The following is a 12,193-nucleotide window of genomic DNA, read 5'->3' on the forward strand; positions in this document are numbered from 1 at the left end:
GGATTCTACACAATGCCTCATAATACAGTATTAACGATAAGATTTAAGAGGTTAAATAAACCAACAGTCATGATCTCGGATGGAATTTTTGATTTTTCTAATGCAACAAAGAATATAATGCATTCAAAATATAAATGTACTCAATTTCACCCGATTATCCAAGATCATTTTATATGTATAGGTGAAAGAGAAAAAAAATATTTTTCTAGTATCAATTCATCAAAAGTAGTTAACTATATGCCTCTTCGAATCATTAATAAAAGTACTCCTCTGGTATTGCCTGAAAAAAAACGTATTTTAGTAACCACTGCAAATACCGCCTACTTCAACGCATTTGAATTTGAGTGCTTGGTTTCATTAATTATTGATATTGTTCGTGTTCTTAAGCTGAAGGGAGTTGATTTTGACTTTAGGATATTCGATGGTGAATTAATTGATGAGATAAATTCTAAGTTGGAATTTACTGTTGAAAATATTACTAGCGGAAGATTCGAAGATATAATTTCTCTTTATTCTTCTGTTATAACAACGCCTAGTAGTATTGTTATTTCATCTATGTTTCACCAACGGTCTGTTGGTATCTTAGGTTATCGTTCAGAACCGCAACTGTTAAATTCAGGTTGGTTTTTTTCTAACGCTAATATATTTGAATATGACTTTGACTCTTTTGTTAATTTAGACAAAAAAAGAATGCTATTTCAAAAAGGGTTACTTTCTACTTACTTAGAAGAGAACGATCTGTCATCCATTTTGAGAGATATATCAACTGATAAACATACAAATTGTATTCAATTTAACAATGTTGATAATAACTTGCTTAATATGTTGAACTCAATGTTTAATATAAACTTTGAATGGTACTGTAGGAAAATATATAATAAATTTAAAAGAAATAAATTACTTTCTATTTTATCTAAAAAGGTCAAGTAATGCCGAAAATTCTACACATCCAAGTTCAACCTAAGTTAGCAGGAGCACAGCAAATTTCTTTTGATATTCTTTCAAATCTGCCTGAGGATTATGATAAGCATATTCTCTTTGGTGAGGTTGAAAATAACGAGGAAGTTGTGAGTAAATTCTCCGAAGTAGGTGTTACAGTTCACTTTGTTGAAGATTTAAAACGTGATATTGGTATTTGGGATATAAGTGCACTTTTATCTATATTTAAGTTAATAAGGTCAAACAGGTTCGATATCGTACATACTAATTCATCTAAACCTGCAATTATTGGGAGAATTGCTGCATTTTTTGCTGGGGTAGATAAGATAATTCATACAGTCCATGGAATATCATTTCATGATAACTCTAGTTTTATAAAGAAAAATATATTCAGAATTATAGATGTAAACTCCGCGTTTTTTGGTACAAAAACTGTTCTTGTGAACAAATTTTATTCAAAGTATTACCGTAGTGATTTTTTTAATACATCTACCATATATAATGGTGTTGATTTTAAGAAACTTACTGTAGCCGATAAAAGCAAAGATGGTATAACGACGATAGGCTTTTTAGGTAGAATGTCAAAGCAAAAAGATCCCATGACATTTGTAAACACGGCATGCCACATTATCAAATCAAGAGATATACGTAATGTTAGGTTTATAATGGCTGGTGATGGAGATTTAAGAAATGAATGCATGGCTTTGGTCAAGGCGTTAGGCATTCAAGATTTTTTTGAATTTCCTGGATGGATAGATGACAAGTCTGAGTTTTTTAATGGAATCGATATCTTATTTCAGCCTAGTTTATGGGAAGCTTTTGGTTTAAATCTCGTTGAAGCTGGCTATTTTTCCATCCCTTGTGTTGCATCAAATGTCGAAGGTATTCCTGAAGTAGTATTGGATAATCATACTGGTATTTTGTCTAACCCTAAAAATATAACGAATTTTTCGATATCTTTAGAGCTTTTGATTTTTAATCAAGAGAAGAGGTTTGAATTAGGAGTTAATGCAAGAAATCATGTTAAAGACAATTTTTCAGTTGGTGAAATGATTTCTAAATATATATCTCTTTATGAAGAGTCGTAGTTTAATATAGAATGGAGGTGTTATGTTTTTGATCGCAGGTCCTTGTGTCATTGAATCAGAAAATTTAGTTTTAGATACGTTTGCACACTTACAAGAAATAACAAATAAACTTGGCATTGAATATATTGCCAAGTCTTCTTTTACTAAAGCTAACCGTTCATCGGCTTCTGCTTTTACTGGTCCGGGTCTCGAGGAAGGATTAAAGATCCTTCAAAAAGCGAAAGATCAGCTAGGAGTGAAAATTATAACTGATGTTCATGACGATACTCCTTTGGATGAAGTAGCATCAGTTGTTGATGTTTTACAGACCCCTGCCTTCCTTGTTCGTCAAACAGGCTTTATTCAACGAGTTGCTTCAATGGGAAAACCTGTAAATATTAAAAAAGGTCAATGGATGCACCCATCTGACATGGCTCCGGTAGTAGAAAAATGTCGTGCAGTCGGTAACGATGACATATGGCTATGTGATCGTGGTACTAGCTTTGGTTTTGGTCAACTCGTTAACTATATGCCAGGTTTAACGATCATGAAAGAAACTGGGTGTAAGGTCGTAATGGACGCAACGCACAGTGTTCAAATGCCTGGTACTTTGAATGGTTCAACTGGTGGGAACCGCTATCACGTCCCAGCAATTGCAAGGGCTGCAGTGGCTGTAGGTATTGATGGCTTGTTTATGGAAACTCACCCAGATCCAGATAACGCATTATGTGATGGTCCAAATATGTTACCACTGAAACATATGGAAGAATTATTAGAGACTTTGCTGGAGATTGATGAAGTCGTTCATCGTCGTGCTTTTATTGAATCTAAATTGGTCTAATTATGTTGGATAAACAGGTCTGTAATAATATTAAAATGGTTTTGCTTGATGTTGATGGTGTAATGACTGATGGCTCAATTTATATTAATCAAGACGGTGAGTTCTTCAAATCATTTAATGTTAAAGACGGTTTAGCTATCGAATTATTACGCAGCCATAGCATTCTTGTTGGTGTTATTTCAGGTAAAGCGAGTTCAGCTTTAGATACTCGATGCCAACAACTGGGGTTTGATGAAATAATTACTGGTTGTAAAAATAAACTTCCCGCTTTAATGAACATCTGCTCTAAATATGAAATCACATCAGATCAAATTGCTTTCCTAGGTGATGATGTGCTGGATATACCGATCTTTGAGAAGGTAGGTTTAGCTGTGGCGCCAATTGATGCTCATAGTTTAGCTATCGATAGTGCTGATTGGGTTTCATCTCTTGAAGGGGGCAAGGGGATGGTAAGAGAGTTTGTTGATCTGTTGTTGGTGACACAACTTGATAAACCACTAAAAGAGGTATACGGACCTTTACTTGATAAAATCCGCTTAGATGACGTAGCAACAATGGAGCAATAAATAATGAGTGTGAAAGTTGTAATTCCAGCACGATACGGCTCATCTAGACTGCCTGGTAAACCTTTATTAACTTTACTTGATAAACCTGTTATTTGGCATGTAATAGAGCGTTGTAAAGAGGCGGGCATCGAGCAAGCTGATATTTTTGTCGCCACTGACGATCAAAGAATCAGTGATGTGTTAAAAGATGAGGGCATCCAAGTGGTTTTAACGTCCTCGTCGCATCAATCCGGTACGGATCGTATCAATGAGGTTGTTGAGCTCAAAGAGTGGAGCGGTGATACCGTTGTCGTAAACGTGCAAGGCGATGAGCCAATGATCCCTCCAGGGCTCATACAACAACTTGTCTCATTTACGTTGTCAAACCCCTATTACCATCTTACGACTGCAGTTGTTCCTTTGCTTTCCCAAGATGACTTCGTTAACCCAAATGTAGTTAAAGCTGTTATTGGTCATAATGGTCGAGCGCTTTATTTTACTCGTTCCGCGTCGCCAATGAATCGTGATAACCCTTCTGATTTGTCATTTGCAAAAAGACATATCGGGATTTACGCCTACCGAGTTTCTGCTTTGAAAGAATTTTGTTCATACGTAGAAGATGAACTTGAGAGTTATGAAAAATTGGAACAGTTACGTGCTCTAAGCCATGGAATGAGTATCGGGGCAATGACATTTGATGGTGTCGTCCCTCATGGTATAGATACTAGTGACGATTACGAAACTATCAAAAAAATAATGGAAGAGAAGACGTTTTAAATGGCTAGTTCAATTGATATTGCAAGAGAGGTAATTCAAACCGAAATAGAAGGGTTGGATTACATGGCAAGAAGATTAGGTTCTGAATTTGAAGAGGCTATCAATGCCATTATCAACACAAAAGGTAGAACAATCATTTGTGGGATGGGAAAATCCGGAATTATCGGGAAGAAAATAGCAGCATCTTTTGCGAGTACAGGTACACCAAGTTTCTTTATGCATCCCGGTGAGGCATTTCATGGTGATCTTGGAATGGTGAAGCCTGAAGACGTGTTCATTGCTATATCGAATTCAGGTGAAACTGATGAAGTGCTAAAGCTATTACCTTTCTTGCGTGATAATGATAACTTCGTTATTGCGATCACAGGTAAAGAAAACTCTACTCTTGCTTCAAATTCGCACTGTCATTTAGATATTGCTGTACCTAAAGAAGCTTGCCCTCTGCAGTTAGCACCAACATCTTCAACTACTGCAACTCTCGTTATGGGTGATGCTTTAACTGTTGCTCTAATGGATGTACGCGGCTTTAAACCTGAAAATTTTGCTCGCTTTCATCCTGGGGGGAGTTTAGGTCGTCGGTTACTGTCGAAAGTACGAGATGAAATGTTTTCTGACAACCTTCCTAGTGTTCCTTCGGATGCTGACTTTACTTCTATTATTCATAAAATATCATCAAGCCATTTAGGGTTAACATTAGTCAATTTAAATAATGAAACCTTAGCTATTATCACTGATGGCGACTTGAGGAGAGCTATGGAGTCAAAAGGTAGAGATGCCTTCGATTTGGTAGCAAAAGATATAGCTTCAATTAACCCGGCTTCAATATCCCCTGAACTTAATATACAAGAAGCTTATGAAGTGATGGAAAATAAGGGCATCACGTCTTTGTTGGTTAAAGAAAGCAACGAAGTGGTTGGTATTTTGAAGAAGTGAGTTCGCTTAAAGTTAGTACATTGTTATGGTAAATGAATCTATACGTATTCGAATAGTTTATTTTTAGACAGCAATGGTTAGTTTTGAGATTACTACTTTGGAAAAAAAGCCTCCACTATCGGAGGCTTATATATTTGATTTACTGCTAAACAACTTATCTACCCATTCCAAAAACAACGGTCTTAACGGTTAAGAAGAGAATCTTCAATTCCATACGCCAGTTCTGGTGTTTGATGTAGTAAATATCAAATTTATGCTTCCAAACCGCGTCTTCAACAGAGGCGCCGTACGGATATTTTACTTGAGCTAAACCTGTTACTCCGGGTTTTACTGCATGGCGAAAACGGTAGTATGGAATCTCTTTTTCTAGATCCTCAATAAACACCTCACGTTCAGGACGTGGGCCTACCATCGACATCTCACCTTTATATACGTTGATCAACTGTGGCAGTTCATCAATACGTGTCTTGCGAATAAAGTTACCGACTTTAGTTACTCGAGCATCATTCTTCGTTGCCCACTGAGCGCCATTCTTTTCTGCGTCGTTGCGCATTGAACGGAACTTGATCACTTCAAATTCTTGATTGTATTGGCCAGTTCGTCGTTGTTTAAAAAAGACTGGGCCTGGTGATTCAAGTTTGATTAATGCAGCAGTTAAAAGCCCGATAGGAATCGCAATCAAACCGATCATGAAAACGAACAGTAGGTCTATAAAGCGCTTTTCATTAACATTTCTTTTGTTTGACAGAATTGAAAAGGCTTTTTGGTGCAGAAAGTACCCGCTGTGGAGCAGTTCCGTTTCCGTATAACCAAGCGTTCTATCAAAGTAGCTAGCTAACGGCTCGACCCAAGCACCAAGCTCTGTTGCACCGATCAAAAAAGCACGGTGTTCTTCACTTAGTTCCATACTTCTAAAGTGACATAAAGTTTCACCTTTAAAGTCTCTTATTGAGTAATTGTTTATGTCGTGTTTAATGTCATGTCGAGCTAAAACAGAACGAAGGGTATCTAAACACGATTCGGGTGCGTATATGTGGAGTGTCGATTTACTTTCTGATGATAGGGTTTGTAGAGCCTGGTGATCTGACTCTGCCTCAACGGTTGTATCGGAAAGTTCTGATGGGTGAGCCTGTTTTAGAGCAACTGAGTTTTTCATTATAAGTTTGCTTTATAATTGTTTAAGGGATATTTAGCCGAAGTTGTATACACATCAATAGCGACTTTTCAATTGCGTGCATCTTACGTTAAAAGTGCTTTAATGTACATGCTGTTGATTATGATCTACTCATCAGCTTCAACCAGTGTCATATAAAGAGATTATTAAGCCTTAAACACAAAATGACGCTTTTTTTCACATTCGATCATCCTACCTGCGCCCTTTCTTGATCTTCCACTACAGTTTTGACTGTAAACTGTAGTAAAATTACGCTAATTTGTTTTTATACCGATTTATTTTGAATTGAACGAGGTCAGTCCTATGTCAGCTAAGAAGCCAATGGCTCTAGTGATCCTTGACGGTTACGGTTACCGTGAAGACAACCAAGACAACGCTATCGCGAACGCTAAGACACCAGTATTAGACGGTCTTATTGCTAACCAACCTAACACGCTAATCTCGGCTTCTGGCTTAGATGTAGGCCTACCTGATGGCCAAATGGGTAACTCTGAAGTGGGTCACACCAACATTGGTGCGGGTCGCGTGGTATACCAAGATCTTACTCGTATCACTAAGTCAATTTCAGATGGTGAGTTCGGCCAAACTGAAACGCTAGTGAACGCTATCGATAAAGCGGTGAAAGCTGAGAAAGCGGTTCACATCATGGGCCTTATGTCTCCAGGTGGCGTTCACTCTCATGAAGATCACATCTACGCAGCTGTTGAAATGGCAGCAGAACGTGGCGCAGAGAAAATCTACCTACACGCATTCCTAGACGGCCGTGATACGCCGCCACGTAGCGCAGAAAACACACTGGCACGTTTCCAAGCGTTGTTCGCTAAGCTAGGTAAAGGCCGTGTGGCTTCGCTTATTGGTCGTTACTACGCAATGGACCGTGATAACAACTGGGATCGCGTTCAAGAATCTTACGACCTGCTGACTCAAGCAAAAGCAGAATTCACGTTTGATACAGCGGTTGCTGGCCTAGAAGCGGCTTACGCTCGTGATGAAAACGATGAGTTTGTAAAAGCGACTGAAATCAAAGCAGAAGGCGAAGAGTCTGCCGCTATCGTAGATGGCGATGCAGTTATCTTCATGAACTACCGTGCCGACCGTGCTCGTGAAATTACACGTGCATTCGTTCCTGATTTCGACGGTTTTGCTCGTAACGTATTCCCAGCGATCGATTTCGTAATGCTGACTCAATACGCGGCAGACATTCCACTTCTATGTGCATTCCCACCGGCTTCTCTAGAGAACACTTACGGTGAATGGCTATCGAAGGAAGGTAAGACGCAGCTACGTATCTCTGAAACAGAGAAATACGCACACGTGACGTTCTTCTTCAATGGCGGTATCGAAGACGAGTTCGAAGGCGAAGAGCGTCAACTTGTTGCTTCTCCAAAAGTAGCAACGTACGACCTACAGCCAGAAATGAGCGCGCCAGAGCTAACTGAAAAGCTTGTTGCCGCAATCAAAGGCGGTAAATACGACGCTATCGTTTGTAACTTCCCTAACTGTGACATGGTTGGCCACACTGGCGTTTACGATGCAGCAGTTAAAGCCGTAGAGTCGCTAGACGAATGTCTTGGTAAAGTGGTTGAAGCAATCAAAGAAGCTGACGGCCAACTGCTTATCACCGCAGACCACGGTAACGCAGAAATGATGGTTAACCCAGAAACGGGTGGCATCCACACTGCACATACTAACTTGCCAGTGCCGCTTATCTACGTAGGTAACAAAGACGTTGAGTTCAAAGAGGGCGGTAAACTGTCTGACTTAGCACCAACGATGCTTTCTCTGTCTGGTATCGCAATCCCGGCTGAAATGTCAGGCGATGTGATCGTTAAATAGTCAGTAGTTAAATAGTTGTTTGGCTCAGCGGCTCACGTTGAGCTTTAACGATTTTGAAAGCCCGCACTTCAAAGTGCGGGCTTTTTTATAGATGTGAGATACGAGTAAGCGAGATGAGAAGAGCTTAAGAACGGATGCGTGATGTGAGATACGGGTAAACGAGTAGCGAAGAGCTTAAGGACAGGTATTGGGTAAGAAAAACATGCAGGGGAGAACATAAGGGCACGACCTTAAACAAAAGACGAAAAGAACAGTCTTGATGAATATCGAAAGAGTGACATTTCTTGAATGATTAGGTAGCTTAAGGCTCATACTATACTTGTCTTTTACCTTATATTTAGGCTGTTTATATGAACTCAAACCCAGACCGTTGGAAGCAACGACTGCAAAACTTAATGAAAGCGCAGCAAAGGCTTGAGAGAGCGTGCTCACAAGATAGCTACAATGAGTTAGAGCTCGCTGGGTTAGTACAAACTTTTGAATTTTCTTTCGAACTGACATGGAAGACCCTTAAAGACTTACTTGAGTTTGAAGGGTTTGATGTGGCTTCGCCGAGGAGCGTTTTTCGTACGGCCTTAGAAGCTAAGCACCTGTCTTCGGAGCAGTGTGAGATTATGCTTGAAGCACTCATAAAACGAAATTTATTGTCCCACACCTATGATGAGGAAAATGTCCTTGAAGCTCAGTCACTGATCTTAGAGTCATTTTCACCAGTGATAGGGCAAGTCACACTCTATTTAAAGCTTAAATGTGATCAAGAGGGTCAATGCGAACAAGAGGTTAAATGTGATCGATAGTTATTTGGTTAAACCAGACTCGGTCGGCCTTAAGCCTCATCAGTATCAGTTGATTGAGGATATTGTTTTGAGTCATGCCGCAGTCATTCATGCCTGGGTATTCGGTTCTAGAGCCCTTGGAACTTATAAAGATAACTCCGACATCGATATTGTTATCGAGGGGCATGGGATTTCGTTAAGTGTCGTCGCAGGCTTGCAAGATCGTTTAGAACAGTCGTCGCTTCCATTCAAGGTTGACTTGCTCGTTAAGCATAGAATTACATCAAGTGAGTTACTTGCCCATATTGACACTTATGGGATTAAACTAAAGTAACCGAACGTATTATTATCAGCGTAACGGTGATGTTGATTCTTGAACCGATTGTTTACGTTTTGCCAGTTTATCTCGAATCTGAGTACCTGAATTGACTCGGTCATGTTTTTTATCATCAATAGAAAACGATAATAGTTTCATTAGCGCTATAGTTCCATCTCTACGCTTTCGATCTTCATAAGATTCAATCGTATAAGCGGGCTTACCATTTTGAGTAATGGTCATAGGCTCAGATAAATCGGGTTAGCCGCGTGCTTTTTTAAGTAACTTATCGTTTCAGTGGACATTATCATCATCTCTTAATGTGGAGGTTTAAATGTAGACTATATTTAGTCTGATGACAGCGAAGCTTCCTGATGGCGAAATTTTATATTATTGATCTAGTGAGATAAGGTTTACTTCTTTTTATTTAAGATCGAACGCTCAAAATCTAACAACCACTCTTTGCGATTCATACCGCCGGTGTAGCCGGTTAATGTTCCATTCGCGCCGATGACTCTATGGCAAGGCACAACAATACTAAATGGGTTCTTGCCATTTGCACCACCCACAGCTCTTACTGCTTTTGGGTTATCCATTATTTTCGCTTGTTCACCGTAACTGATGGTTTCGCCATAAGGAATGGTTGTTAAAGCTTGCCAAGCTACTTTTTGAAAGTCAGTGCCTTTTATCGCTCTTAATGGCAAATCGAATTCTATTCGATGACCTGCGAAGTACTCATCTAACTGTTTCGCTGCCAGTTGGCAAAGGTCATCTGGATTGCTAATCATTAGCTCTTCGTGATTTACATGGTCAATTTCAATAAGCGACACACCATTGCTAACAATGATCATCTTGCCAATTGGTGCGTCATAGAACATTTTGTAAGTGGTGTCTTCCATGTCATCTTCCTTTTTTTAGTCTTTTTCTGCTCTCAAGCTCTTCGAATCTCGTAACTGCTCTTAAGCTCTTAAATCTTTTCGCATCCCAGTTACTCGCATCTCGTATCTGCTCTTATATCTTTTCGCATCCCGTATCTGCTCTTATATCTTTTCGTATCCCGCATCTGCTTTACCCCTTACACGAAGCGCAAACAAGTACCCTGAAATACCGCCGACAATGTTCCCCAAGGCTAAGCCTATAAACAGCCCTTCGACACCATCAATTTGGCTGCCTATCCAAGCGAATGGCAAGGTAAAGACAAACAAACGCATGAAGCTCCATTGAAAGGCTTTGAGTGGTTGATGCATGGCATTCATCCCACTGATCAGCATCATCACAATGCCTTGGAATCCATAGCTAAAGGGCACGACTAACAGGTAATGCCACAATATGCCTCGGACGGATTCTTCTTGAGAGAACAGGGCAGCCAAAGGAATGCTCAACGGCACCATCATTAAGAAAATCAAACCTTGGAACATCACAGCAAAACGCATACTCAGAAACAGTGCCTTAAAACTGCGTTGTGGGTTGTTTGCGCCAAAGTTCTGCGCCATGAAAGGCGTAAGCGCCGAAGTAAGAGACATCAACACAATGATAAGAATGGACTCGATACGTTGCGCTGCGCCATACGCCGCCACGGCTTCAGTCCCTTGTTTGGCCAGCATCATCATGATGATAGCGCCGGCAAGTGGGTTCAGAGCGTTAGACAAAGCCGCTGGGGTGCCTATTTTTAAGATCTGTCGCCAGTCACTGACGATGTTTGTCAGCTTAGGCGGCGCAAGCAGTTTTTCTCGCACCATCAATACGTAGAGTGAGCCACACAAAGCACCAAACCAACTGAAACCACTGGCAATCGCAGCGCCTTGAATCCCCAGTTCAGGGAAAGGCCCATACCCGAAGATAAGTAGCGGATCTAAAACGCCATTGATAAGGCCAGCCAGTAGCATGATCTTGGCGGGTGTTTTCGTATCACCGGTCGCTCGAATCGCGCTGTTGCCTGCCATGGGGATGACCAAAAATGGGATCGCGAGATACCACACCGACATGTATTCCGATATCAGCGGCAACAACTCTTGCTTTGCTCCTAGCAGGGTAAACATAGGTTCTAAGGCGATAATACCTAATGTAGACGCGCAGCCGACCAGAAGCAGAGCCAGCAATAAGCCATGACAGGTAAAGCGTGCTGCATTTTGTGCGCTGCCTTGGCCAAGCAATCGACCGATACATGTCGATAAGCCAATACCAATCCCCATGGTGATGCAGTTGATGGCAAAGGTGACTGGAAAGGTAAAACTCACCGCGGCTAAGGCTTGGGTGCCAAGTAGTGAGATAAAGAAGGTATCAACCAGGTTAAACATCAAGATCGCCACCATACCGAATATGGTCGGTATGGTCATGGTACGCAATGTACTCTCAATTGGGGCAGTTAATAGCCCGTGCTTATCTTGCATGCAAAACGCCGATAGAAACCAAAAGCGTAGGATAAACAGATGCGGGATACGAGTAAACGAAAAGCAGGGAAAGATGAGGGGTGAGAATCTGCACTTTAGCTCACAATTTTTTCGTTCCCCCCTTGGGATCTTTCACATCGCCCCCAACATATTGTTTGACCCACGCTAATCGTGGCAACTATCAAAATTTAAATGGAAATTATCAGGAGATAAGACCGATGAATATCCGTCCTCTACATGACCGAGTTATCGTTGAGCGCCAAGAAGTTGAATCTAAATCTGCTGGTGGCATCGTTCTAACTGGTTCTGCCGCAGAAAAATCGACTCGCGGTATCATTCTAGCTGTCGGCAAAGGCCGCATTCTAGAAAACGGTTCAGTGCAACCGTTGGACGTAAAAGTTGGCGATACCGTTATCTTTGCTGAAGGTTACGGCACGAAAACTGAAAAAATCGACGGCAAAGAAGTTCTGATTATGTCTGAAAACGACATCATGGCGATCGTCGAGTAATCTATTTTTCATTTAACTCTCAGTAAAAGTTATCAGAGCCAGTATTGGATGATTCATATCGTCATTCCAGAAATGAGGAACGAATTATCT

The 12,193-nt window shown here is 40.6% G+C and carries 13 protein-coding genes and 1 pseudogene; 10 read left to right on the plus strand and 4 right to left on the minus strand.

The window, feature by feature from the left end; genetic code table 11:
* The first annotated feature begins 12 nt into the window (after positions 1–12).
* From AB4138_RS15955 to AB4138_RS15980, 6 genes are read left to right on the plus strand one after another with little or no spacing between them, the layout of a single operon-like run.
* Positions 13–930 (plus strand): hypothetical protein, encoded by a 918-nt coding sequence (locus AB4138_RS15955; protein ID WP_372306789.1) that lies wholly within the window; start codon positions 13–15, stop codon positions 928–930.
* Positions 930–2,027 (plus strand): glycosyltransferase family 4 protein, encoded by a 1,098-nt coding sequence (locus AB4138_RS15960; RefSeq protein WP_372306792.1) that lies wholly within the window; start codon positions 930–932, stop codon positions 2,025–2,027. Before AB4138_RS15955 ends, AB4138_RS15960 begins: the two co-directional genes overlap by 1 nt.
* Positions 2,028–2,049: 22 nt before the next feature.
* Entirely contained in the window at positions 2,050–2,847 is a 798-nt protein-coding gene (gene kdsA / locus AB4138_RS15965; protein WP_372306795.1) for a 3-deoxy-8-phosphooctulonate synthase, read from the plus strand.
* Positions 2,848–2,849: 2 nt separating this feature from the next.
* The gene (locus tag AB4138_RS15970) at positions 2,850–3,413 is read left to right on the plus strand and encodes a KdsC family phosphatase (protein WP_372306797.1); all 564 of its coding nucleotides are present in this window, start codon (positions 2,850–2,852) and stop codon (positions 3,411–3,413) included.
* Between the two features lie 3 nt (positions 3,414–3,416).
* The gene (gene kdsB / locus AB4138_RS15975) at positions 3,417–4,169 is read left to right on the plus strand and encodes a 3-deoxy-manno-octulosonate cytidylyltransferase (protein ID WP_372306800.1); all 753 of its coding nucleotides are present in this window, start codon (positions 3,417–3,419) and stop codon (positions 4,167–4,169) included.
* Positions 4,170–5,102 carry an SIS domain-containing protein gene (locus AB4138_RS15980; protein WP_136989513.1) on the plus strand — a complete coding sequence of 311 codons (933 nt, stop codon included), beginning with the start codon at positions 4,170–4,172 and terminating at the stop codon, positions 5,100–5,102.
* A 154-nt stretch (positions 5,103–5,256) separates the two neighbouring features.
* On the opposite strand, the gene AB4138_RS15985 is transcribed toward AB4138_RS15980, so the two are convergent.
* Positions 5,257–6,258, minus strand: a complete 1,002-nt coding sequence (locus AB4138_RS15985) for a sugar transferase (protein ID WP_102385663.1) — start codon at positions 6,256–6,258, stop codon at positions 5,257–5,259.
* Between the two features lie 321 nt (positions 6,259–6,579).
* Here AB4138_RS15985 and gpmM point away from each other — a divergent pair, with 321 nt between their 5' ends.
* The 3 genes from gpmM (at position 6,580) to AB4138_RS16000 (ending at position 9,222) form a co-directional block, all read left to right on the plus strand.
* Complete coding sequence (gene gpmM, locus AB4138_RS15990; protein WP_372281783.1) at positions 6,580–8,112, plus strand: 2,3-bisphosphoglycerate-independent phosphoglycerate mutase; 1,533 nt, start codon at positions 6,580–6,582, stop codon at positions 8,110–8,112.
* A gap of 350 nt (positions 8,113–8,462) precedes the next feature.
* Positions 8,463–8,909: an HI0074 family nucleotidyltransferase substrate-binding subunit gene (locus tag AB4138_RS15995; protein ID WP_017093683.1), complete on the plus strand. Its 447-nt coding sequence runs from the start codon at positions 8,463–8,465 to the stop codon at positions 8,907–8,909.
* A complete protein-coding gene (locus AB4138_RS16000) occupies positions 8,899–9,222 on the plus strand; it encodes a nucleotidyltransferase family protein (protein WP_017063157.1) in 324 nt (107 codons plus the stop codon). Before AB4138_RS15995 ends, AB4138_RS16000 begins: the two co-directional genes overlap by 11 nt.
* A 15-nt stretch (positions 9,223–9,237) precedes the next feature.
* Here the strand turns inward: AB4138_RS16000 and AB4138_RS16005 are convergent.
* The 3 genes and pseudogenes from AB4138_RS16005 to AB4138_RS16015 all read right to left on the minus strand — a co-directional run bounded on the left by AB4138_RS16005 (position 9,238) and on the right by AB4138_RS16015 (position 11,594).
* A pseudogene (locus tag AB4138_RS16005) lies at positions 9,238–9,509 on the minus strand (type II toxin-antitoxin system Phd/YefM family antitoxin).
* A gap of 108 nt (positions 9,510–9,617) precedes the next feature.
* Complete coding sequence (locus tag AB4138_RS16010) at positions 9,618–10,103, minus strand: methylated-DNA--[protein]-cysteine S-methyltransferase (protein WP_017063159.1); 486 nt, start codon at positions 10,101–10,103, stop codon at positions 9,618–9,620.
* Positions 10,104–10,244: 141 nt separating this feature from the next.
* Entirely contained in the window at positions 10,245–11,594 is a 1,350-nt protein-coding gene (locus AB4138_RS16015) for an MATE family efflux transporter (protein WP_372306803.1), read from the minus strand.
* A 218-nt stretch (positions 11,595–11,812) separates the two neighbouring features.
* On the opposite strand from AB4138_RS16015, the gene AB4138_RS16020 reads away from it, so the two are divergent.
* Positions 11,813–12,103, plus strand: a complete 291-nt coding sequence (locus AB4138_RS16020; protein WP_010433998.1) for a co-chaperone GroES — start codon at positions 11,813–11,815, stop codon at positions 12,101–12,103.
* Positions 12,104–12,193 lie beyond the last annotated feature (90 nt).

Origin of the sequence: Vibrio sp. 10N.286.52.C3, from assembly GCF_041468865.1 — a bacterium.
In the GTDB taxonomy this organism is placed as follows: Bacteria; Pseudomonadota; Gammaproteobacteria; order Enterobacterales; family Vibrionaceae; genus Vibrio; species Vibrio crassostreae_C.